Source organism: Kribbella aluminosa (assembly GCF_017876295.1).
GTDB lineage: Bacteria > Actinomycetota > Actinomycetes > Propionibacteriales > Kribbellaceae > Kribbella > Kribbella aluminosa.
On the sequence record NZ_JAGINT010000001.1, the window covers coordinates 1,831,489 to 1,854,070 of the forward strand.

The window sequence follows — 22,582 nt, forward strand, 5'->3', positions numbered from 1 at the left end:
CAGGGGGACTTCGGGTGATCACGAGGTGGCATCCAGTACGAGTTCAACCCAGGAGGACCCATCACCACTGATTTGCGCGTCAACGAGCGCATCCGCGTTCCCGAGGTGCGGCTGGTCGGACCGAACGGTGAGCAGGTAGGCATCGTCCGGATCGAGGACGCACTTCGGCTGGCCCAGGAGGCCGACCTCGACCTGGTCGAGGTCGCTGCTACCGCCCGGCCTCCGGTCTGCAAGTTGATGGATTTCGGCAAGTACAAGTACGAGACTGCGCAGAAGGCGCGCGAGTCCCGCCGGAACCAGACCAACACCATCATCAAAGAGATGAAGCTGCGGCCGAAGATCGACCCGCACGACTACGAGACCAAGAAGGGTCACGTGGTGCGGTTCCTGAGGGCCGGGGACAAGGTCAAGATCACCATCATGTTCCGCGGACGTGAGCAGTCCCGGCCCGAGCTCGGGTTCCGGTTGCTGCAGCGGCTGGCCGAGGACGTCAGCGAGCTCGGCTTCGTCGAGTCCTCGCCGCGCCAGGACGGCCGGAACATGATCATGGTGCTCGGACCGCACAAGAAGAAGTCCGAAGCGCGCGTGGACGTGGAAGCCGAGAAGGCGCATCGCAAGGCCGAGCGGGACGCCGAGGAGCAGGCGGAGCGCCAGGAGCGCGCCGAGCAGGCTCAGGCTCACGAGGCCGAGCGCGCCGCCGGCGTCACCAAGAAGCCGAAGGGTCCGGCCGACAACCTCGACCCGGAGTGACCGATCGCTCCGGCCGCCAGGTGAACCACAGCGGCCGGAGCCGGCACACCGACGATCGAGTCAACGAAGAAAATCAGGAGCACAACAGCCATGCCGAAGATGAAGACCCACTCGGGGATGAAGAAGCGGGTCCGGATCACCGGGTCGGGCAAGATCCGTCGTGAGCAGACCGGAGTCCGGCACCTCGCCGAGGCGAAGTCGTCGAAGCGCAAGCGTCGCCTGTCGGGCACCGTCGAGGTCGCCCCGGCGTACGTGAAGAAGGCCAAGAAGCTGCTCGGCATCTGACGCACTTCCCCTCCCGAACATCCCCCGTCGTCGGCAGTCCTGTCCACGGCGCAGAAATACAAGGAGTAACACCTCATGGCACGCGTGAAGCGGGCAGTCAACGCCCACAAGAAGCGCCGGGTCGTACTCGAGCAGGCCAGCGGCTATCGCGGCCAGCGCTCGCGGCTGTACCGCAAGGCCAAGGAGCAGGTCACCCACTCGCTCGTCTACGCCTACCGTGACCGCAAGGCGCGCAAGGGCGACTTCCGCAAGCTGTGGATCCAGCGCATCAACGCCGCGGTCCGCGCCGAGGACCTGACCTACAACCGCTTCATCCAGGGCCTGCGGCTGGCCGAGGTCGAGGTGGACCGGAAGATCCTCGCCGACCTCGCCGTCAACGACCCGGCCGCGTTCTCCGCGCTCGTGCAGCTGGCCAAGGCCGCCCTGCCGGCGGACGTGAACGCGCCGAAGTCCGACGCCGCAGCCTGAGCAACACCCGTACTCCACAAGTGGCGAGCCCTGGTGTCCTGACCGCGCAGTCCGCGCGGATCAAACAGGCCCGGCGGCTCGCCACTCGTGCGTTCCGGCGCAAGGCCGGCCGGTTCCTGGTCGAAGGCCCGCAGGCCGTCCGGGAGGCGCTCGAACATCGCGAGCTCGTGCTCGAGGTGTACGCCGAGACTGCCGTCGCGACCCGGCACCGTGATCTGTACGACCTCGCCGCGGCCGCCGGCGTCCCGTGGTTCGAGGTCGACCGCGCCGCCGTGGAGTCGTTGAGCGAGACGGTCACCTCGCAGGGCGTCGTCGCGGTCTGTTCGCTGGTCACCGTTCCGCTGCCGACCGGTTCGGTCAAGCTCGTCGCGGCCGGCGTCCAGGTCCGCGATCCCGGCAACGTCGGCACGTTGATCCGTACGGCGGACGCGGCCGGCGCGGACGCCGTCGTACTGTCGTCGGAATCCGTCGATCCGCACAACCCGAAGGCGGTCCGGGCCAGCGTCGGCAGCATCTTCCACGTCCCGATCAGCACCGACGTCGACATCCTGGACGCCGTACACGCGTGGCGCGAGCAGGGGTTGCAGGTGCTCGCCGCGGACGGGTACGGCGCGACCGACCTGGACACGTGCATCGACGACGGCACGCTCGCCCGGCCGACGGTCTGGCTGTTCGGGAACGAGGCGCACGGCCTGCCGGACGGCATCAACGCCGTCGTCAACCACTCGGTGAAGGTGCCGATCTACGGCCGCGCTGAGTCGCTCAACCTGGCCACCGCGGCGGCCATCTGCCTGTACGCCTCCGCCCGGGAGCAACGCCGATGATCTTCGACCTGCCGGGCCGGTTCTGGCGCGGGAACCTGCACACACACTCGAACCTGTCCGACGGGTTCCTGTCGCCGGCCGAGACCGCGCAGGTGTACCGGGACGCCGGGTACGACTTCGTCGCGATCACCGACCACTTCCGGCCCGAGTACGGGTACCCGATGACGGACACCCGGGACCTCCGAACCGACGCGTTCACCACGCTGATCGGCGCCGAACTGCACGCCCCACGCACCGAGGCCGGGCAGCAATGGCACATCGTCGCGGCCGGCCTGCCCCTGGACTTCGCGCCTCCGTCCGCCTCCGAATCCGGTCCGGAGCTGGCACGCCGAGCACGCGCCGCCGGTGCGTTCGTCGGCATGGCCCATCCCTCGGCATCACTGCTGACCGCGATCGACGCCGAGAGCCTCGACGCCGCCCACTCGGTCGAGGTCTACAACGCCCTCGCGGACCGCGAGAACCGCGGCGACAGCTGGCACCTCACCGACGTACTCCTGAACCGGGGCCACCGCCTCACGACGTACGCCGCCGACGACGCCCACCTGCAGCCCCAGGACCCGCCGTCCTGCCAGGCCTGGGTTCACGTCCGCGCCGAATCCCTCGACCCCGACGCCCTCCTGACCGCCCTGAAAGCCGGTCACTTCTACTCCAGCACCGGCCCCGAGCTGTACGGCGTACGCATCGAGGGCGACGACATCCACGTCCACTGCTCACCCGCCACCAAGATCCTCCTCACCGGCGGCCACCCCGGCGCAGAAGTTGCCCAAGGCACCGACCTCACCGAACACACGTTCCCCCTGAACCTGTTCCGAGCCACCCACTGCCGCATCACCGTCGAAGACACCTCGGGCGCCCGAGCCTGGACCAACCCGATCCACCTCGGGTGACGTCCTGCGGGCGCACGTGTCAGCGTCGGGGTAGTGCGCGTCAGGGCGCCTCCTCTCCGCGGCAAGCACTGAGTGCACCCTGGATCGAATGCGGGACATCGCCCGCGAAGGCGACCGCGAGGTGCTGGCTGAAGAACTCGCCGAAGAACCCTGGTTCGGTCTGACGACCTGAGGACGGGGCGGGCTAGTTCTTGGCGCGGGCCTGGAGGCCGTCGAGGAGAGCGTCGAAACCGTAGACGAAGGTCTCGGTGAGGCTGGTGTTGAGGTCGGTGACGGTGCGGCGGCGGACGGACTCCTGCATCGCCGGGTAGTCGCCCGCCGCCGACTGGGCCTGTTCGAGCAGCTCGGCGATCCATTCCGGCTCGGAACTGCCGGACTTGCGGGCCATCTCGCGGGTGGCGACCTCGGCGCTGGCGGTGCCCAGCACGTACGACATCACCGCGCCCATCGCCAGGTCGACCTCGCGCTCGGAGAACCCGGCCGCGCCGAACAGCACCATGCCGCGGGCGCCGAGTCCCATCGCCTTCGGCCCGATGCTCGGCCGGGTGTACATCACCTCGGGCAGCCAGGGATGCCGCAGTACGGCGGACCGCATGCTGTGGCCGAACAGCAGCGCCCCGCTCCGCCAGCCGGCCAGGTCCGGCTCCGGTACGTCGATCTCGCCCCAGACCTCGTCGATCAGCAGGTCGATCAGGTCGTCCTTGGTCGGCACGTGCCAGTACAGGCTGGTCGCCCCGGAGCCGAGCTTCGCCGCCAGCTTCCGCATGCTCAGGCCGGTCACGCCCTCGGTGTCGAGAACCTGCATCGCGGCGGCCACGATCTGCTCCCGGCTCAGCGTCTCGCGGGCGGGTGCCGCCTTGCGTTGCCGGGTCCAGATCGTCTCTCTCATACGCCCATCCTACTAACCACTCGCACGCCGTACGAGATCGTCGTACAGTGTGCGAGTGACTAGTACACCGTTCGAGTCCACTGCCGAGGGACATCCCCGGCGCTGGTGGATCCTGCTGATCCTGTGCCTGAGCCTGATGGTGCTCGTCGTCGACAACACCGTCCTGAACCTGGCGATCCCGTCGCTGATGCGCGACCTGGGCGCGACGCCGGCGGACATCCAGTGGGTGATCGACGCCTACATCCTGGCGTTCGCGGGGCTGCTGCTGACCGCGGGCAGCCTGTCCGACCGGTTCGGGCGCCGCAAGATGCTGCTGATCGGGCTGGTGCTGTTCGGCGCCGCCTCGCTGCTTGCCACGCTCGCCGCGAACCCGTGGCAGCTGATCGCCTGCCGCGGGCTGATGGGCGTCGGCGGTTCGCTGCTGATGCCGAGCACGCTGTCGCTGCTGTTCACGGTGTTCCCGCCGGAGGAGCAGCGCAAGGCGATGGCGGGCTGGTCGATGGTCGCGATGGTCGGCGTGGTGGCCGGCCCGACCGTCGGCGGCGTACTGCTGAACCACTTCTGGTGGGGCTCGATCTTCCTGCTGAACGTACCGATCGCGGTGCTCGCGATCATCGGCACGCTGGCGCTGATCCCGGAGTCGAAGGGCCCGGCGCGCGACGTCGACCCGGCCGGCGCGATCCTGACGATCGTCGGGATGGCGTCGATCGTCTGGGCGGTCGTGTCGATCCCCGGCAGCGGCTGGGGGTCCGCGAAGGTGCTCGGCGGGCTGGTGGTCGGGGTGGTCGCGCTGACCGCGTTCGCGCTCTGGGAGAAGCGCAGCGCGCATCCGATGGTGCCGCTCGCGCTGTTCAAGGACCGGCGGTTCAGCGGTACGAGCTTCTCGATCGTGCTGCTGTCGTTCACCGCGGGCGGGCTGATGCTTGCGTTGACGCAGTACCTGCAGTTCGCGCTCGGGTACTCGCCGCTGAAGGCGGGGCTGGCGCTGATCCCGTACGCCCTGGCCGCGACCGTCTTCAACGTGCTCGGCGCGACGCTCGGGAAGAAGCTGGCGGACCGGACGCTGATCGCACTCGGCCTGCTCGTCATTGCGGGTGCCTTCGGGATCCTGACGCAGGTGTCGGACTCGACCGGGTACGGACTGCTGATCCTCGGCCTGCTGGTGATGGGGATCGGCGGTGGCCTGGCCGGTCCAGCGGCGTACACGCTGCTGATGCAGGCCGTTCCGGCGGAGCACCGCGGCGTCGGCTCGGCGATGAACGACACCGTCCAGCAGACCGGTGCCGCGCTGTCGGTCGCCGTACTCGGCAGTGTGCTCGCCGCGGCGTACTCGTCGGCGCTGCCGGACTCGGTGCCGGAGGGGGCGCGCACGTCGATCGCCGCCACACTCGCACTCGGCCAGGACTTCTTCGCCGCCGCCAAGCACGCGTTCGTGGACGCGATGTCGATCGCGATGACAGTCGGCGCGATCGGCGCGGCAGCCGGGGCGGTCGTCGCCCTGACGGTCCTCCCGAAGGGCGAGCGGAAGGTACAGGACGCCGAGGCACCCGTGGACGACCCGGTCCACTGACAGCATTCGGGCATGACCCGACTGATCGACGCGCCGACACCGGCCTGCGGAGTACGACGTACTTCGTCGACTCGGCGGGCCGGCACTGCGCGGTCGGTCAGCTGATGCGGATGTCGGCCGAGCCTGAGTTCCAGAGGGTCGCCAACGGGGTGCTGCTGGCGTTGTTGATGCTGCTTCCGTTCGCGCTCGGGACGATGTTGAGCGGGCGGTCGCGGGGGAGCCGGCGGGTCCTCGGGTGGGCGCGGGGGCTCGCGCTCGCGACGGTCGTCCTGGCGATCGGGTACGACGTGGCCGGCGCCGTTTGCCTGATCCTCGCCGAACCCACCCCCGGCCACGAGCCGTGGGTGGATCCGGCCGCCGTCGTGCACTACCCGACCTTCTTCCTCCCGATCGGCGTAGCCGCCTTCCTGGCCGCCCTCGGCACCCTCGTCGCCACGATCCGCGCCCGCCACCACCTGGGCTGACCCCACCCCCGCTCCCACCCCGGCTCCCTCCCCAGCTCCCTCCCCGGCACGATCCGGCTTGGGGAGGATTTATGGCCCGGATCGGCACGAAATGCTCCCCAAGTCGACTGTCCACAGGGGGAGAGCACGGTCGTCGGGGAGGGGGCGGATGCGGGCATGTTCTTGGGGGTGGAGGAGAGAAGCGGGGAATCGTTCGGGGAGTTGCGGCGACGGCAGGCGGGGGCGTTCAGCCGGGGTCAGGCGGTGGCACAGGGAATCACCGACAAGGTGTTGCGCGGGCGTCGCCGAGCGCGGCAGGTGCAGCGCGTTCATACAGGTGTCTATGTCGACTTCACCGGGCCGCTGCCCTGGGAGACCAGGATGTGGGCGGCATGGTTGTCCTGTGGGCCGGAGGCGGCGTTGACGGGTACGACGGCGCTCCGTCGGTACGGCGTCGCCGGGGACTGGCGGGACGAGCGGATCCAGGTCGCGGTACCGCACTCGCGCCGGATCGTGCCGAAGGCCGGGGTGGTCGTCACTCGGCACCGTCACCTGTCCTCGCTCGTGCAGGCGTCGCGTGAACCGCCGACGGTGCGATTGGAGGTCGCGCTGCTGGTCACCGCCAGTGCGGAGGCGAACGTTTCGCGGCGGGCCGCCGTACTGTTCGATGCGTGCCGGCAGCGCCGGACGACACCGGCCCGGTTGCTGGCGGAACTGGACTCGCTCCCGGAGCTGCCGGGCCGGCGGATCCTCCGGCGGATCCTGGCGGAGGCGGCCGAAGGTGTTCAGTCGCTGCTCGAGCAGGCGTACGTCCGACGCGTCGAGCGGGCGCACGGGTTGCCCCGGGCGCGACGACAGGTCCGTGCCGTCGACGCGGGTGCCGTCGTCTACCGGGACTCCGAGTATTCGCCGTACGACGTGCTCGTCGAGCTGGACGGACAGGTAGGGCATGCCGACGCGGCCGATCGATGGCGCGACATGACCAGGGACAACGCCGCCGCGACGACGGGCAGGCTGACGCTCCGATTCGGCTACCGCCTGCTCACCGAACCCTGCCTCGCCGCATCCCAGGTAGCCGCCGCCCTCCACCTCCGAGGCTGGCCCGGCACCCCCCACCCGTGCTCCCCCACCTGCCCCATCCCCCAATAACCCGCTCGCCCGCGGCAACCCGCGCCCCTTCGTCCCCGGGCAAACCCCTCGTCCCCGGGCAAACCCCTCGTCCCGGGCAAACCCCTCGTCCCGGGCAGCCCGCGTCCCCGGCGACCCCTCGTCCCCGGTAGTCCCCTGTCCGCCCGACAGCTCCCTTGTCGCCCTTGGGGAGGATTTCGTGCCGATCTGGGCGCAAGATCCTCCCCAAGTCGGACTGGGCGGGGAGCGGGCGGGGAGCGGGCGGGGGTGGGCGGAGAGTTGGCGGGGGACTTGGCGGGGGACTTGGCAGGGGAACGCTCCGGGGCGCGGGTGGGGGTTGTGGACGGGCGATTCACGGGTTTGGGGTTGGGGTTTCTAGACTGCAATTCGCAGAAGTTCCGAATTGAGAGCGAGCCATGTCCGGTCCCAACACTGATTACGACCCGGTCGAAGTGACGCCGCTGCATGCCGAAGAGCTGGAGCGGACCCGCGACGAGGCGCTGACGGCGTTTGCCGGGGCGGCCGATCTGGCTGCCCTGCAGGAGGCGAAGTCCGCTCATCTCGGGGACAAGTCGCCGATCGTGCTGGCGAACCGGGAGATCGGCGCGCTGCCGCCGCAGGCCCGTAAGGAGGCCGGGCAGCGGATCGGCGCCGCCCGGAAGGCGATCAACGAGGCGTTCGCGGCCCGGCTCGCGGTGCTCGAGGCGGAGCACGAGGAGCGGATGCTGGCCACCGAGCGCGTCGACGTGACGCTGCCGTGGCACACCCCCGAGCTCGGCGCCCGGCACCCGCTGTCGCTGATCTCCGAGCAGGTCGCGGACGTGTTCACCGCGCTCGGCTGGGACGTCGCCGAGGGTCCCGAGGTCGAGGCCGAGTGGCTGAACTTCGACGCCCTGAACTTCCAGCCCGACCACCCGGCGCGGCAGATGCAGGACACGTTCTTCGTCGAGCCGGCCGGTTCCGGGAGGGTGCTGCGGACGCACACCTCGCCGGTGCAGGCGCGGTCGATGCTGACCCGTAAGCCGCCGATCTACGTGATCTGCCCGGGCCGCGTGTTCCGCACCGACGAGCTGGACGCGACCCACACGCCGGTCTTCTACCAGGTCGAGGGCCTGGTGGTGGACGAGGGCATCACGCTCGCGCACCTCAAGGGCACCCTCGACCACTTCGTCGTCTCGATGTTCGGCGAGGGTCTCGAAGCGCGGCTCCGGCCGAACTTCTTCCCGTTCACCGAGCCGTCGGCCGAGGTGGACCTGAAGTGTTTCGTCTGCCGCGGTGCGTCCGTCGGCAACCCGGACCGTCCCTGCCGCACCTGTGGCAGCGAGGGCTGGATCGAGTGGGGCGGCTGCGGCGTGGTGAACCCGCGGGTCCTGCAGGCCAACGGCATCGACACCGAGCGGTACTCCGGTTTCGCCTTCGGCATGGGCCTGGAGCGGACGCTGATGTTCCGCAACGGGGTCGAGGACATGCGGGACATGGTCGAGGGTGACGTGCGGTTCAGCCGCCAGTTCGGGATGGAGATCTGATGCGGGTCCCACTGTCATGGCTTCGCGAGTACGTCGACGTGCCGGCCGGCGTCACCGGTCGCCAGGTCGCGGAGCAGCTGATCCGGGCCGGCCTCGAGGTGGAGACCGTCGAGGAGTCCGACCTGACCGGACCGCTCGTGGTCGGCAAGGTGCTGACGTACGAGAACGAGCCGCAGAAGAACGGCAAGACGATCCGCTGGTGCTCGCTGGACATCGGCAAGGACGAGCCGCAGTGGGTGGTCTGCGGTGCGCACAACTTCGAGGTCGGCGACCTGGTCGTCGTGGTGCTGCCGGGTGCGGTGCTGCCCGGCGGGTTCGCGATCGCGGCGCGGAAGACGTACGGGCATGTCTCGAACGGGATGATCTGCTCGAGCTCCGAGCTGGGGCTGGGCGACGACGGTACGCACGGGATCGTCGTGCTCGAGCCGGGTGAGGCCGCGCCGGGTGACGACGCGATCGAGCTGCTCGCGTTGCGGGACGACGTACTCGACATTGCTGTGACGCCGGATCGCGGGTACTGCCTGTCGATCCGCGGGGTCGCGCGGGAGGCGGCGACGGCGTACGGCGTGCCGCTCAGGGATCCGGCGGAGCTGGCGCTGGACGGGTCCGGCGCGGGCGGGTATCCGGTGCGCGTGGACGACGCGGCGGCGTGCAGTGTGTTCGTCACGCGGACGGTGACCGGGATCGACCCGGAGGCGTTGTCGCCGCGGTGGATGCAGAAGCGGCTGCTCGCGTCCGGGATGCGGCCGATCTCGATCGGGGTCGACGTCGCGAACTACGTGATGCTCGAGCTCGGGCAGCCGATCCACACCTACGACAAGGCGCGGCTGTCCGGGGAGATCGTGGTACGGCGGGCGAACGCCGGCGAGAAGCTGATGACGCTCGACGACCAGACGCGGGAGCTGGACACCGAGGACCTGCTGATCACCGACGACTCCGGGCCGATCGGTGTCGCCGGGGTGATGGGCGGTGCGTCGACGGAGATGTCCGACAGCACCACCGACGTGGTGATCGAGGCCGCGCACTTCGACCCGATCGTGATCGCTCGGGCGTCGCGGCGGCACAAGCTGTCGTCGGAGGCGTCGCGCCGGTTCGAGCGCGAGGTGGACCCGGCACTGCCGAGGTACGCCGCCCAGCGGGTCGCGAACCTGCTGGCCGAGTACGCCGGCGGCACGGTCCTCCCGGACGAGACCGTCGTCGACACGCACCCGTCCCCGTCCCCGGTAACCCTCCGCGCCGATCACGCAGCCCGCGTCGCGGGTGCCCCCATCACCCTGGCGGACACGCTCACACACCTCCGCTCGGTCGGCTGCACCGTCGAACGAGCCGCCGCCGGCGCAACCCCCGCCCCCCTCGCGGTGGGCGTGCACGCCCCGGCCCTGGTCATCGAGCCCACCCCACACGCCGCCGCGAGCACGACGACGACCGGCCCGGCAGTTGATGCTGCCGCCGGCCTCGTCGCCGAGGGCGCTGCGAGCGCGACGACGACGGGCCGGGCAGTTGCTGCCGCGAGCGGCGCCGACGTGCCGGAGGTGGCTGTGGGCGCCGGCCTGGTCGGGGACGACTTGCTGACGGTCGTGCCGCCGTCTTGGCGGCCGGATTTGCGGGATCCTAACGACTTTGCCGAGGAAGTCATTCGGCTGTTCGGGTTCGACAACGTGCCATCGGTTCTGCCGGCGGCACCGGGTGGGCAGGGGCTTACGGTGGCGCAGCGGCGGCGTCGCCGGGTGGCTACCGCGCTGGTCGGTGCTGGGCTGACCGAGGTGGTGTCGTACCCGTTCACCGGCGAGGCCGACTTCGACGCGCTGGGACTGCCGGCCGACGACCCCCGGCGTACGACGGTGAAGCTCGTCAACCCGATCTCCGACGAAGAGCCGTCGATGCAGACCACCCTGCTCGCGACGCTGCTCCGGACCGCCGAACGCAACGTCGGCCGGGGCGCGAGCGACCTGGCGATCTTCCAGACCGGCCTGGTCTTCCTGCCGAAGGCGGAGACGAAGCCCGCGCCGCTGCCGTCGGTCGCGCACCGCCCGAGCGACGCCGAGGTCCAGGCGCTGGACGACGCGCTCCCGGACCAGCCGCTGCACGTCGGTGTCGTGCTGACCGGTTCGCTGACGCCGACCGGCTGGTGGGGCAGGGGCCGCCCGGCGGGCTGGGCCGACGCGGTCCAGATCGCGCGGCTGATCGCGTCCGCGGTCGGCGTCGAGCCGGTCGTGCGGAACGTCGAGCTCGCACCGTGGCACCCGGGGCGGTGCGCGGAGCTCGTGGTCGAGGGCAAGGTCGTCGGGCATGCGGGCGAGCTGCATCCGAAGGTCTGCCAGGCGTTCGGGCTGCCGGCCCGGTCGAGTGCGGCCGAGCTGGACCTGGACGCGCTGATCGCGGCCGGCCCGGAGTCGGTCACGGCGCACCCGTTCTCGTCGTACCCGGTGGCCAAGGAGGATGTCGCGCTGATCGTCGCGGCCGACGTACCGGCGGCGGACGTCCAGGCGGCGCTGGCCGAGGGTGCAGGGGAGTTGCTGGAGTCGGTGCGGCTGTTCGACGTGTACACCGGTGAGCAGATCGGCGAGGGCAAGAAGTCGCTCGCGTTCGCGCTCCGGTTCCGCGCCCCGGACCGGACCCTGAAGGAGAACGAGGTCGCCGACGCCCGGCAGGCCGCCGTCCAGGTCACCGTCGACCGCTTCGACGCCGTACAACGGGTCGGCTGAGACTCATGACCGGGAGTCACCCGCGGGTGGCCGTCGCGGCGCCGAACGCGGCGGCCGCGGATGCGGGTGTGCGGGTGGCTGCCGAGGGTGGCAATGCGGTGGATGCCGCGATTGCCGCCACGCTGGTGACGATGGTGAACGAGATCGGCGTGGTGTCGCCGGCCTCGGGCGGGTTCGTCACGTTGCAGGTGGCCGGTGCGGAGCCGGTGACGATCGACGGCTGGGTGGAGATGCCCGGGCGCGGCCTGTCGAGTGACCGGTTCGGGCAGGGCGTGTGGGACATCACCACCGACTACGGCGGCGGTACGACGACCACGGTCGGCCACGGATCCGTCGCCACGCCGGGCGGGATGAAGGCGCTCGACCTGGCGCACCGCCGTTCCGGGAAGGCGCCGTGGCGTGAGGTCGTCCAGCCCGCGATCGAGGTCGCCCGCAACGGCTTCGCGCTGAGCCGGACCTCGGGGTACTACCTGGGCTTCACCCACGAGATCATCTTCGGCTGGCACCAGCCGAGCCACGGTGTCGTGCACGACGAGGACGGCACGGTGATCAAGGCCGGCAGTACGGTCGTGATCCCCGAGCTCGCCGAAGCGCTCGAGCTGATCGCCCGCGACGGCGCCGAGACCATGTACACCGGCGACCTCGCCCGGCTCCTCGTCGAGGACATGGCCGCGAACGACGGCATCCTCACCGCCGAGGACCTCGCGGCGTACGAGGCGGTCGTTCGCCCCTCCCTGATCGTCAAGCAGAACGGCTGGCGCCTGGCCACGAACCCGCCGCCCGCGGTCGGAGGTGTGGCGGCCGCCGCGATGCTCGCGCTGCTCGACGGCGTACCGGCCGACGGCAGCTGGCGTCAGTCCGAGCTGGAGCGGCTCATCGACGTGCAGTACGCCGTGCTCGGCCGGCGGCTCGCCGAGCTCGACGCGGAGGACGTACGACGTCTCGAAGGGCAGAAGCTGCTCGACCTGGCCGCGGCCGGTGACCTGCGCGCGCTGTCCTCGCCCAGTACGGCGACGGTGTCGGTCGTCGACGACGATGGCGACGCGTGCGCGATCACGGTCTCGTCCGGGTACGGCTCGGGCGTCCTCACACCCGGTACCGGCATCTGGCTGAACAACGCGCTCGGCGAGCAGGAGCTCCTGCACGGCGGCCCGCACAGCCTCGCCCCGGGCACCCGGCTGACGTCCAACATGGCACCGAGCGTCGCCCGAAGGGACAGCGACGGCGCCGTGCTCGCGATCAGCTCGCCCGGCTCGGACCGGATTCCGACCGCGATCGCCCAGGTGTACGCGCTCACCACCCACGGCGGCCTCTCACTCCGGGAAGCCGTCGAGCACCCGCGGCTGCACGTCCGGGTCCGCGAGGACGTGACCGTCGACTACGAGGACGACCTGCCGGTGTCCGGCTCGACCGCGCTGCCGACCCGCGCGATGCCGCCGCACTCGATGTACTTCGGCGGTGTCGCGGCCGCGTTCTGGGATCCGGCCGACGGCCTGCTCGCGGTCGGCGACCCGCGGCGTACGGGTGCGGTGGCGATCTCGCCGGTGTAGCGCGCGCTAAGGTCAACCCCTGATCTGGAGAAAGGTAGCCAATGCGGGACAAGCCCGAGCTCTCCGTCGTCGTACCGATGTACGACGAGGAAGAGGTGCTGCCGATCTTCTTCGAGCGGATGCATCCGCTGCTGGACGGGCTCGGGATCAGCTACGAGTTGCTGGTCGTCGACGACGGCAGCCGGGATCGGACCGCCGCGCTGCTCCTGGACGCCACGAAGGATTGGCCGCAGCTGCGCGTCGTCCGGCTGCTCCGGAACAGCGGTCACCAGGCGGCCCAGTCGGCCGGCTTCCGGCGCGCCCGCGGCCGGTATGTGGTCACGATCGACGCCGACCTCCAGGATCCGCCGGAGGTGATCGCCGAGTTCCTGAAGGCGGTCGACGAGAAGAACGTCGATGTCGTGTACGGCGTCCGCTCGGATCGTTCCAGTGACTCGTGGGCGAAACGGACGAGCGCCCGGCTGTACTACCGGTTGATGTGCCGTCTGGTCGGCAAGGAGATCCCGTTCGACGCCGCCGACTTCCGGCTGGTGACCCGCCGGGTGGTCGATGCCGTGAACGCCTTGCCCGACGACGGCCGGGTGTTCCGGCTGGTGATCCCGTGGCTCGGCTTCCCGAGCACCGAGGTGAAGTACGTGCGGGCGGAGCGGGCCGCCGGGACCACGAAGTACAGCCTGTCGAAGATGGTGCGGCTCGCGTTCGACAGCGTGACCGCGTTCTCGGCGGCTCCGCTGCGGCTGGCGACCTGGCTCGGGCTGCTCGGCGGCGCGATGTCCGGCCTGTTCGTGATCGGCGCGCTGGTGATCAAGCTGGCCGGCCGGAGCATTCCCGGCTGGACGTCGACCGTGCTCGCGGTGAGTGTGATCGGTGCGATCCAGCTGCTGTGTCTCGGGCTGCTCGGCGAGTACGTCGCCCGCCTGTTCCAGTCGAGTCAGCGCCGTCCGCAGTTCCTCGTCGGTTACGACAGCCTCGACGACCACGGGCATCAGGAGCCCGTTCACGAAAGCACCAGATGAGGCGGTCGGCCCCTTGGCTGCTGCCGATCCTGGCAGCGGTCGGCGGGTTCGTCTCGCTCGGTGACTTCGGCGCCGGTCCGATCCTCAAGTACGCCGCGTACTTCGCCGGCGCGATCGCGCTGCCGGGTACGTTGCTGCTGCGGGCCGCGTGGCGCAGTACCGGTAACTGGGCCGAGGATCTCGGGCTCGGGTCGGTGGTCGGCGCGACCTGGCAGCTGATCGGCTGGGCGATCTTCACCGCGCTCGGCTGGCAGCGCTGGCTGATCGTCTGGCCGGCGCTGGTGCTGATCGGGTTCGCGGTCGCCGGTCGGCGGTACTTCCGGATCGCCGAACCCGAGCCGCTGCCGTTCGCGTGGACCGTCGGGCTGGCGGTGTCCGCGGCGGTGATGGTCGGCGCGACCACCCTCGGCGTGATGGCATACCACCCAATGCCCCCGCACGGCGAGGCGTACTACCCGGACCTGCTCTACCACTTGTCGATGGTGCACGAGCTGACGCGTGCCGTGCCGCCGGAGCTGCCGCAGGTCGTCAACGAGCGGCTGGACTACCACTGGTTCGCGGACGCCGACATGGCCGCCGCCGTGGACGTCACCCGCCTCACACCGCTCGTCGTACTGTTCCGGCTCTGGGTCCTCCCGTGGCTGGTCGTATCGCTGCTCGTCTGCGCAACACTCGCAAGAATCGTCAGCCGCACCTGGTGGACCGGCGTACTCGCCGCACTCGCCCTAGCCGCCCCGCAGCTGTTCCTGCTCGTCAACACGAGCGTGAACCTCGCACCGCCGGTCAGTCTGCTCAGCCCGTCTCAGACGTTCGGCATGGTCGCGGCTGTTGCGGTAGCGGTGTTCTTGATCGAGCTGCTGTTCAGAAACGGCAGCCATCGCCTCTGGCTGCTCATCGTCCCGGTCGCGGTCGTAGGCGGCGGCTCCAAGCCGACCGTACTCCCACTGCTGGTAGCAGCCGTCGGCCTAGCCGCCCTGTACCTGCTGGTGACAACCCGACGCCTCCCATGGCGCCTGATCGGTACGGCGGTCGTCCTGCTCGTTGCTGGCGCCGCTACGTTCCTGACTGTTGCCGGAAGCACCAGCGGCTCACGCGTGCAGTTCCTCGCCGTACTGAAGTCCCTGCCCGTCTACACCGCCGCTACTGGCGACAAGACGCAGCCCGGTGACGGCGGGTTGATCCTCCCAGCGCTGGCACATGGTGAGGTGCTCGGAACGCTCAGCCTGCTGCTCGGTCTGCTCTTGACCCTGCAGGCGATGTCCTGGGCCGGCTTCGGCGTCACCGGCCGCCGGGACCCGATCGCCTGGTTCCTGCTCGGTGCGATGATCGCGGGCTGGGCCGGGTACCTGCTGGTCGACCACCCGTCGGTGAGCGAGTCGTACTTCGTCTACACCGCGGCGCCGTTCAGCCTGGCCGGAGCGGGCTGGTTCGCGGCGACCAGTGCCCGCGCGTCGGGACGCCCGATGCCGATCGCGATCGCCGCCTTCATCCTCTCGATCGGGTACGCCGGTCTGCTCGTTTGGGCCCGTGGTGTCCCCGCGGCGTCGACCGGGCGGCAGCTGTGGCTGACCACCCGGATGCTGCTCGTCGTCCTCGGGATCACGTTGTTCCTGCTGCTCGTGTGGCGGCTGACGTTGCGGCAGGCAGGCGGCGGCATGTTCGTCGTACTCGTGCTGCTGTCGACCGCGCCGATCAGCTCGTTCGCGCAGAGCGCCGTACGGGGCGACACCGAGAGGGCGCCGACGTACCGCGCGGCGCGCTGGTGGGTGTACCCGGACGAGGCCGAGGCCGCGTTGTGGCTCGGGCAGCACTCGGGGCGGTACGACGTGGTCGCGACGAACACGTGGTGCCGTCCGGCCGGCCCGGGAACGCCCGGCTGCGACGCCCGCGGCTACCTGGTCAGCGGCATCGCGGGCCGCCGTACGCTGATCGAGGGCTGGGCGTACACGAACCAGGCGATGGCCGCGCAGGGCCACGGCGGCCGCCGTTACACCGAGCAGCCGTCCCCGTGGCCGGACCGCGTCGCGCTCACCGAACAGGCCCTGACCGCACCGACCGCGGAGGTGCTGCGGCGGCTGCGCGACGAGTACGACGTCCGCTGGCTGTACGCCGACGGACGCAACGGACCCATTTCGCCCGCGCTCGACCGGCTCGCGGTCCGGCGACACAGCATCGGCAAGGTGCGGATCTACGACCTCGGAGCGTGAACGTCCCGTAACATCTGGTGGCAAGGCTCGCCCGCCCGCGGCCGCAGCGTCGATCGTGATTGCTCGGGAGGGCTGGACACATGCGGGCAACCCGACCGGGGGCCATTCTTCTTGTCACCGGCCTGCTGAGCCTCGGCACTCTGACAGCGAACGCCTACGAGGTGCCGACCGCGCCCTTCACCGCCGGCGCGACCACGGTGATGCCGGGCTCCGGCCTGCGGCAGACGATCACGGTGACCGGGCAGACCGAACTCGGCGACCCGACGACCGCGGGCTTCCGAGGCCCGGCCACCTACCGGCCTGCGATCGCGCCCGGCACACCCACTCAGGACGTGGTGGTGAACACCGGCGACTGCGCGTCCACCGGCGGCTGCGGCGACCGCGGCACGGTGACGATCACGTTCTCCCAGCCGGTCCGCAACCCGGTCCTGCACCTCGGCGGCATCGGCGGATCGGTCACCCGGACCGTCAGCGGCCGGACCGTCGCGCAGTCCGAACTGCACGCGATCCTGAAGCTCAGCACCGCCGGCCTGAGCCTGACGAAGCTCGGTACCGGAAACAACCTCGCGGTCAGCAGCGACACGATCACCGCCGCGAACCACGACACCGGCCCGAACTGCGTGAACACCAAGTCGCCGTCCGGTCTCGACACGTCCGCAACCGCCGCGTGCGGCTCGGTCCGCGTGAACGGTGTCGTCACCAAGGTCAGCTTCACCGTCTCGGCGCTGTTCACCAAGCACCCGAAGCTGCCCGCGCTGAACGACGGCTCGTCCGGCGATGCGTTCTCGATCGTCGCCTCCGCGCCGGAGAACTTCAGCCATGCGCCTACGTCGTACGGCACCGCCTGGTCCGTGCTGAGCGACGTACGCCTCGGCAAGGACGCGCCGGAGGACAACCCCGGCATCCCGAACGGCACCACCAGTTCGCCTACGCCGCGGCCCGGCGACGGGGTCGTTCTCAAGCCGCTGCACACCGGGCGTACGTCGTACTCCGCCGACCTGCAGCTCACCGGCGCGTCGAAGGCCGGGCGGGCGTGCGGGTGGATCGACGTCAACGTCAACGGCGTCTTCGATCCGGGCGAACGAGCCTGTGCGCCGTTCGCCGCGAACCAGTCGACGGTCACGCTGCGCTGGTCCGAGATCGCGCCGAAGGCGGGTACGTCGTACGCGCGGGTGCGGGTCGGATACAACGACGCGCAGGTGGAGAAGCCGACCGGTGCGGCGGATGCCGGTGAGGTCGAGGACTACCCGTTCGCGATCACGCCGCCGCCTCCGCCGGTGCTGACCGACGACACCGCGACGACCGGGTTCGGCACCGCCGCGGTCGTCAAGGTGCTGGCGAACGACAAGCCCGGCGATCCGGGTGCGCAGCTCGTCCCGGCGACGCTGTGCATTGTCGACAATCAACAATGCACACAGTTGCTGACCGTGGTCGGCCAGGCGAAGTACGTCGCCAACTCGGACGGCACGATCCGGGTCGAGCCCGTGCCCGGCTTCGTCGGTACGGCCAAGCCGGTCACCTATCGCGTTGCCGACAGCAACGGTACGACGGCGACCGCGAAGCTCACCGTGACGGTGTCGCTGCCCGACCACCCGGTCGCGATGCCGGACACCGCGACCACCCCGCAGAACGTCAGCGTCTCCGTGAAGCCGCTCGCCAACGACCACGCGGCCGCGGGCGTGCAGCTCGTCCCGGGCTCCGTCGTACTGCGGGACCCGGCCGACGCGAAGTTCAAGAAACAGGTGGCGATCGCGGACGAGGGCGCGTACGTCGTGAAGCCGGACGGCGGCGTGGACTTCGTCCCGAAGCCGCGGTTCACCGGCGTCGGTACGTCGATCGGGTACCGGGTCAGCGACACCACGAAGCAGGCGGCCGAGTCCACGCTGACGGTCACGGTCACCCCGGTGACGCCGACCGCGAACGGCGACTCGGTCTCGACCGCGTTCGACACCGCCGTCGTCGTACCGGTGCTCGACAACGACCTGCCCGGCTCGCCGGACGCACCGCTGGTGCCGGCCACGCTGCGGCTGGTCGATCCTGTCAGCAAGCAGATTGTCGACAAACTGACGATCCCCGGCCAGGGCACGTACCTGGTGGACGCGGGCAAGGTGACGTTCGAACCGCTGCACGGCTTCACCGGCGTCGGTACGCCGGTCACCTACCAAGTGCTCGACAAGAACGGCACGGCGGCGCGCGCCGAGCTCACGGTCTCCGTCGCGGCACCCGGCCCGCCGGTCGCGAACCCGGACGTCATCAGCACGCTGCAGGGCCGGACCGTGGTGGCACCGGTGCTCGACAACGACAAGGCCGGGCCGACCGGCGCGGCCCTGAAACCCGGCAGCGTCCGGCTGCTGTCGGCGACCCAGCCGGTGCTGTCGCTCGTCGTCCCCGGCCAGGGCAAGTACGTGGTGAAGGCCGACGGCAGGGTGCTGTTCGACCCGCTGCCGTCGTTCAACGGCACGGCGACCGCGGTCGGCTATCAGGTTGCCGACAGCAACGGTGCGGTCGGGCGGTCGACGCTGACCGTGCGCGTGACCAAGGTCCAGCCGGACGCGTCCGACGACACCGCGGGTACGGCGTACGGCACCCGGGTGACCGTTCCGGTGCTCGCGAACGACGACGCCGGCGACCCGTCCGTCCCGCTGGTGCCGAGCACCGTGCGGCTGATCGACCCGACCACGAAGGTGCCGACGGCGACGTTGGTGATGCCGGGCCAGGCGACGTACACGACCACCGCGGACGGCATGATCGAGGTCGCCCCGGCGCCGAAGTTCACCGGCGCCGCGACCGCGGTCACCTACCGGGTCGCGGACGTGAACGGTACGACGACCACCGCGACGCTGTCCGTCACGGTCGCGAAGCCGGCGCCGCCGACCGCGGAGCCGGACACCGCGACCGGCAAGCAGAACGTTCCGCTGCGCCTGAGCCCGCTGGCCAACGACCTCCCCGGCGTCGGGACCGTCCTCGACCCGCACAGCCTCACACTGGTGGATCCCGCGGACGGCTCGCTCGCGAAGCTGGTGAAGATCCCGGGCCAGGCGACGTACCAGGTCAACCCGGACGGCACGGTCACCGTCGATCCGCTGCCGGCCTTCACCGGCACGGGCGCCAAGGTGACGTACCGGGTCGCCGACGAGTTCGGGCAGACCGCGCGCTCGACGATCACGGTCACGATCGCGCCGGTCACTCCGGTCGCGGCCGACGACACCGCGCGGACGCCGTACGGCAAGCGGGTCACGGTGAGCGTGCTCGCCAACGACAAGCCGGGCGATCCGACCGCGCCGCTGGTGCCGGGCAGCCTGCAGCTCGTCGACCCGGCCGACGGGTTGGCGAAGGAAGCAGTGCGGATCCCGAACGAGGGCGAGTACACCGCTGTCGGCGGAGCGGTGCGGTTCGACCCGAGCGCGACGTTCCGCGGTCCAGGTACGCCGCTGACGTACCAGGTGGCCGATACGAACGGGACGAAGGCGACCGCCCGGTTGACCGTCACCGTCGGGCGACCGCCGGTCGCGATCGCCGACACCGCCTCCACGCTGCAGAACGTGACCGTGACGGTGAACGTGCTGTCCAACGACCGCCCGGGCACCGACGCGACGCTCGACTACGGATCGGTCGGCCTGAACGGGTCCGCGAAGAAACTGACGGTCGCCAACCAGGGGACTTACACGGTGCTGCCGAGCGGGGCGATCGAGTTCGACCCGCTGCCCGCGTTCCGGGGTAAGGCGACACCGGCCGCCTATCGGGTCGCCGACTCCGACGGCAACTACGCCGCCTCGACGCTGAGCGTCACCGTCGTACCGGTCACCCCGCTGGTCGTCGACGACTCGGCGATCACGCCTTACGGGCATGCGATCACCGTGAACGTGCTCGCGAACGACAAGCCCGGCGACCCGTCGGCTCCGCTGAAGCCGGCCAGCCTGGTACTCAAGGACGCGGCGGGCCAGTACGGCAAGACGCTGACCCGAGCCGGCGAGGGAACGTACGCCGTGGACGCCTACGGCGCGGTGAAGTTCACGCCGGCGAAGGGTTTCCAGGGCGTGACGACGCCGACGACGTACCGGATCGCCGATGCCAACGGGGCGACCGCCGAAGGCCTGCTGCTGGTGACGGTCGGCCAAGGCCCCACGGCGGCGCCGGACCCGGTCGGGACCAAGCAGAACGTGACGGTGACGGTCGACCCGCTCGCCAACGACAAACCCGGGACCGGCGCGCAGCTCGACCCCGCGTCGCTCCAGCTGTACGGCGCAACCTGGGGACCGAAGGTGGAGATCCCCGGGCAGGGCGTGTTCACCGTGAAGTCCGGCAAGATCACCTTCGACCCGGAGCCGGCGTACCGCGGGGTCGTATCGGTCGCGTACCGCGTCAAGGACACGACGGGGAACCTGGCCAGCGCGACGGTCACTGTGACGGTCGCGCCGGTCGTCCCCATGATCAAGGACGACGTCGCGAAGACGCCGTACGAGACCGCGATCACCATCGACGTACTGGCGAACGACACGCCAGGTGACCCGAGCGCACCGCTCGTCGCGGGCGGTGTCCGGCTGATCGACCCGGTGACCGGCGTCCCGCTGCCGGCGCTCGCCGTACCGGGGGAGGGGACCTTCACCGTGCAGCCGTCGGGCGCGATCCGGTTCGCGCCGCTGGACGGGTACGCCGGGGTCGCGGTCCCGGTCGGATACCAGGTTGCCGACCGCAACGGGACGCTCGGATCCGGCACGCTGACGATCACCGTGCAGGCCCGGCCGATCGCGATGCCGGACGTGGCGCGCACCAAGCAGCAGGTCCCGGTGACCGTCGATCCGCTCGCGAACGACCGGCCCGGGCCTGGCGCGACCTTCGATCCGGACTCGCTGCTGCTCGTCGGTCCCGACGGCGCGCTCGTCGACCAGGTGACGGTGCCGGGCCAGGGGTCGTACGTCGTCGCGAACGGCAAGGTCACCTTCAGCCCGGAGCCGACGTTCTCCGGCACCGCGCAGCCGGCGGCGTACGAGGTCAAGGACAGCGACCAGAACGCCGCCCGGTCGACCATCACCGTGACCGTCGTGCCGGTGCGCCCGGTGGTCGTCGACGACAGCGCCGACACGGCGTTCGGTACGGCGGTGGTCGTGAACGTGCTCGCCAACGACAAGCCCGGTGACCTGTCCGCACCGTTGCGCCAGGATTCCGTCGTACTGCGGGACCCGGCGGACGGCAAGGAGAAGAAGTCCGTGACGGTCCCGCGCGAAGGCACCTTCGTGGTCGGCGACGGCGGCGCGGTCACGTACACACCGGCGAAGGGCTTCGTCGGGACGACGCGGGCGCTCGTCTACCGGGTCACCGATGCGAACGACACGTCGGACACCGCGCTGCTCGACGTGACGGTCGCCGGCCCGCTGCTCGCCAAGGCGGCGCCGGACACGGCGACCGGTACGCCGGGCAACCCGGTCACCGTGAACCCGCTGCTGAACGACAGCGGCACGATCCGGCCCAGCTCGGTCTGCCTGCGGACGCCGACCGGCACGTGCTCGAAGAACGTGACGAACGGCGCGGGCTCCTGGTCGGTCGGCACCGACGGCACGGTCACGCTCAAGCCGGTGGCCGCGTTCACCGGGACCGCCAAGGTGACGTACGAGCGGACCGGCGAGACCGGCGAGACCGTCACCGCCCCGGTGAAGTTCACCGTCGGCGCCGAGCCCGCCGACGAGCCGCAGCGCTACGACCGCGCCGAACTACCCCCGACCGGCGGCCCGCCCTCCGTCATCCTCACCCTCGGCGCCCTGCTCGCCGCCCTCGGCGCAACCCTCGTCGTCCTCGCCCGTACGAGAAAGTGACATCACCAGCATGATCTCGTCGCGGTAGTCGTCGGACGCGACGCGGACCGCGCGCGGGTGCGTGCCGACGACCCGGTAGCCGAGTGGGCCGTAGAAGTTCTCCAGCCCGAGACCGCCGCGGACGGTCAGCTGCAACTGCTCCAGCCCGAGGTCGTTCGCCGAACCGCGCAGTCCCTCCATCAGCAACCGCCCGGCGCCCTGCCCCTGGCAGTCCGGGTGCACCATCACCCGCAGCACCGTCCGCCAGTGCGGTTGCAGCGCGCCGCTGCGGGTCACCAGCATGCCCATCCCGACGTACCGCTCCCCGTCGTGCAACACCCCGAGCACGTCCAGCCCGGCCGCGACCCGGCCGAGCGCGCCGTCCAGGTTCTGCGCGATCTCGTCGATCGGCGCGGGCGCCGTGTAGCCCACCGCGCCGCCCGCGTTCGTCGCTGCCACCCACGTGTCCAGCAAGTCCGCCCGCAACACCGGATCGAGCGCGTCGTCCGGTTCTGCCTCCAGGTACTTCACCGCACCTCCATCTG

16 protein-coding genes are annotated in these 22,582 nt (G+C 70.6%); 14 read left to right on the forward strand and 2 right to left on the reverse strand.

The window, feature by feature from the left end; translation table 11 throughout:
- Nucleotides 1-72 precede the first annotated feature (72 nt).
- From infC to JOF29_RS09085, 5 genes are all read left to right on the forward strand, one after another.
- Nucleotides 73-750: a translation initiation factor IF-3 gene (infC, locus tag JOF29_RS09065; RefSeq protein WP_245357516.1), complete on the forward strand. Its 678-nt coding sequence runs from the start codon at nucleotides 73-75 to the stop codon at nucleotides 748-750.
- Nucleotides 751-840: 90 nt separating this feature from the next.
- Nucleotides 841-1,035 carry a 50S ribosomal protein L35 gene (gene rpmI, locus JOF29_RS09070; protein ID WP_209693764.1) on the forward strand — a complete coding sequence of 65 codons (195 nt, stop codon included), beginning with the start codon at nucleotides 841-843 and terminating at the stop codon, nucleotides 1,033-1,035.
- 75 nt (nucleotides 1,036-1,110) lie between these two features.
- A complete protein-coding gene (gene rplT / locus JOF29_RS09075) occupies nucleotides 1,111-1,503 on the forward strand; it encodes a 50S ribosomal protein L20 (protein WP_209693765.1) in 393 nt (130 codons plus the stop codon).
- Nucleotides 1,504-1,523: 20 nt separating this feature from the next.
- Nucleotides 1,524-2,327, forward strand: a complete 804-nt coding sequence (locus tag JOF29_RS09080; RefSeq protein ID WP_209693766.1) for a TrmH family RNA methyltransferase — start codon at nucleotides 1,524-1,526, stop codon at nucleotides 2,325-2,327.
- Nucleotides 2,324-3,214: a CehA/McbA family metallohydrolase gene (locus JOF29_RS09085; RefSeq protein WP_209693767.1), complete on the forward strand. Its 891-nt coding sequence runs from the start codon at nucleotides 2,324-2,326 to the stop codon at nucleotides 3,212-3,214. The genes JOF29_RS09080 and JOF29_RS09085 overlap by 4 nt, the downstream gene beginning before the upstream one ends.
- Nucleotides 3,215-3,398: 184 nt before the next feature.
- Here JOF29_RS09085 and JOF29_RS09090 read toward each other — a convergent pair whose 3' ends face one another.
- Nucleotides 3,399-4,103, reverse strand: coding sequence for a TetR/AcrR family transcriptional regulator (locus JOF29_RS09090; RefSeq protein WP_209693768.1), 705 nt, complete (start codon nucleotides 4,101-4,103; stop codon nucleotides 3,399-3,401).
- A gap of 55 nt (nucleotides 4,104-4,158) precedes the next feature.
- Between JOF29_RS09090 and JOF29_RS09095 the strand changes: the two genes are divergently transcribed.
- The 9 genes from JOF29_RS09095 to JOF29_RS09135 all read left to right on the forward strand — a co-directional run bounded on the left by JOF29_RS09095 (nucleotide 4,159) and on the right by JOF29_RS09135 (nucleotide 22,058).
- The gene (locus JOF29_RS09095) at nucleotides 4,159-5,673 is read left to right on the forward strand and encodes an MFS transporter (RefSeq protein WP_307863227.1); all 1,515 of its coding nucleotides are present in this window, start codon (nucleotides 4,159-4,161) and stop codon (nucleotides 5,671-5,673) included.
- A gap of 110 nt (nucleotides 5,674-5,783) precedes the next feature.
- Nucleotides 5,784-6,137, forward strand: a complete 354-nt coding sequence (locus tag JOF29_RS09100; RefSeq protein ID WP_209693770.1) for a hypothetical protein — start codon at nucleotides 5,784-5,786, stop codon at nucleotides 6,135-6,137.
- 168 nt (nucleotides 6,138-6,305) lie between these two features.
- Nucleotides 6,306-7,265: a hypothetical protein gene (locus JOF29_RS09105; RefSeq protein WP_209693771.1), complete on the forward strand. Its 960-nt coding sequence runs from the start codon at nucleotides 6,306-6,308 to the stop codon at nucleotides 7,263-7,265.
- A 395-nt stretch (nucleotides 7,266-7,660) separates the two neighbouring features.
- Nucleotides 7,661-8,770, forward strand: a complete 1,110-nt coding sequence (gene pheS / locus JOF29_RS09110; protein WP_209693772.1) for a phenylalanine--tRNA ligase subunit alpha — start codon at nucleotides 7,661-7,663, stop codon at nucleotides 8,768-8,770.
- Nucleotides 8,770-11,475: a phenylalanine--tRNA ligase subunit beta gene (locus JOF29_RS09115; RefSeq protein ID WP_209693773.1), complete on the forward strand. Its 2,706-nt coding sequence runs from the start codon at nucleotides 8,770-8,772 to the stop codon at nucleotides 11,473-11,475. The genes pheS and JOF29_RS09115 overlap by 1 nt, the downstream gene beginning before the upstream one ends.
- Nucleotides 11,476-11,480: 5 nt before the next feature.
- On the forward strand, nucleotides 11,481-13,025 hold the full coding sequence (locus tag JOF29_RS09120) for a gamma-glutamyltransferase (RefSeq protein ID WP_209693774.1): 1,545 nt from the start codon (nucleotides 11,481-11,483) through the stop codon (nucleotides 13,023-13,025).
- A 41-nt stretch (nucleotides 13,026-13,066) separates the two neighbouring features.
- Nucleotides 13,067-14,041: a glycosyltransferase family 2 protein gene (locus JOF29_RS09125; protein WP_209693775.1), complete on the forward strand. Its 975-nt coding sequence runs from the start codon at nucleotides 13,067-13,069 to the stop codon at nucleotides 14,039-14,041.
- Nucleotides 14,038-16,248 carry a hypothetical protein gene (locus JOF29_RS09130; RefSeq protein ID WP_209693776.1) on the forward strand — a complete coding sequence of 737 codons (2,211 nt, stop codon included), beginning with the start codon at nucleotides 14,038-14,040 and terminating at the stop codon, nucleotides 16,246-16,248. The genes JOF29_RS09125 and JOF29_RS09130 overlap by 4 nt, the downstream gene beginning before the upstream one ends.
- 80 nt (nucleotides 16,249-16,328) lie before the next feature.
- Nucleotides 16,329-22,058 carry an Ig-like domain-containing protein gene (locus tag JOF29_RS09135; RefSeq protein WP_209693777.1) on the forward strand — a complete coding sequence of 1,910 codons (5,730 nt, stop codon included), beginning with the start codon at nucleotides 16,329-16,331 and terminating at the stop codon, nucleotides 22,056-22,058.
- Here the strand turns inward: JOF29_RS09135 and JOF29_RS09140 are convergent.
- Entirely contained in the window at nucleotides 21,957-22,568 is a 612-nt protein-coding gene (locus JOF29_RS09140) for a GNAT family N-acetyltransferase (RefSeq protein ID WP_209693778.1), read from the reverse strand. The two genes, JOF29_RS09135 and JOF29_RS09140, sit on opposite strands and share 102 nt — an antisense overlap.
- Between the last annotated feature and the right edge of the window lie 14 nt (nucleotides 22,569-22,582).

Bases quoted from the DNA above. Each gene is read 5' to 3' on its own strand.
- JOF29_RS09130 (WP_209693776.1), top strand. From the start codon at position 14,038: ATGAGGCGGTCGGCCCCTTGGCTGCTGCCGATCCTGGCAGCGGTCGGC.
- JOF29_RS09115 (WP_209693773.1), top strand. From the start codon at position 8,770: ATGCGGGTCCCACTGTCATGGCTTCGCGAGTACGTCGACGTGCCGGCC.
- JOF29_RS09125 (WP_209693775.1), top strand. From the start codon at position 13,067: ATGCGGGACAAGCCCGAGCTCTCCGTCGTCGTACCGATGTACGACGAG.
- rpmI (WP_209693764.1), top strand. From the start codon at position 841: ATGCCGAAGATGAAGACCCACTCGGGGATGAAGAAGCGGGTCCGGATC.
- JOF29_RS09120 (WP_209693774.1), top strand. From the start codon at position 11,481: ATGACCGGGAGTCACCCGCGGGTGGCCGTCGCGGCGCCGAACGCGGCG.
- JOF29_RS09135 (WP_209693777.1), top strand. From the start codon at position 16,329: ATGCGGGCAACCCGACCGGGGGCCATTCTTCTTGTCACCGGCCTGCTG.
- JOF29_RS09085 (WP_209693767.1), top strand. From the start codon at position 2,324: ATGATCTTCGACCTGCCGGGCCGGTTCTGGCGCGGGAACCTGCACACA.
- JOF29_RS09090 (WP_209693768.1), bottom strand. From the start codon at position 4,103: ATGAGAGAGACGATCTGGACCCGGCAACGCAAGGCGGCACCCGCCCGC.
- pheS (WP_209693772.1), top strand. From the start codon at position 7,661: ATGTCCGGTCCCAACACTGATTACGACCCGGTCGAAGTGACGCCGCTG.
- rplT (WP_209693765.1), top strand. From the start codon at position 1,111: ATGGCACGCGTGAAGCGGGCAGTCAACGCCCACAAGAAGCGCCGGGTC.
- JOF29_RS09100 (WP_209693770.1), top strand. From the start codon at position 5,784: ATGTCGGCCGAGCCTGAGTTCCAGAGGGTCGCCAACGGGGTGCTGCTG.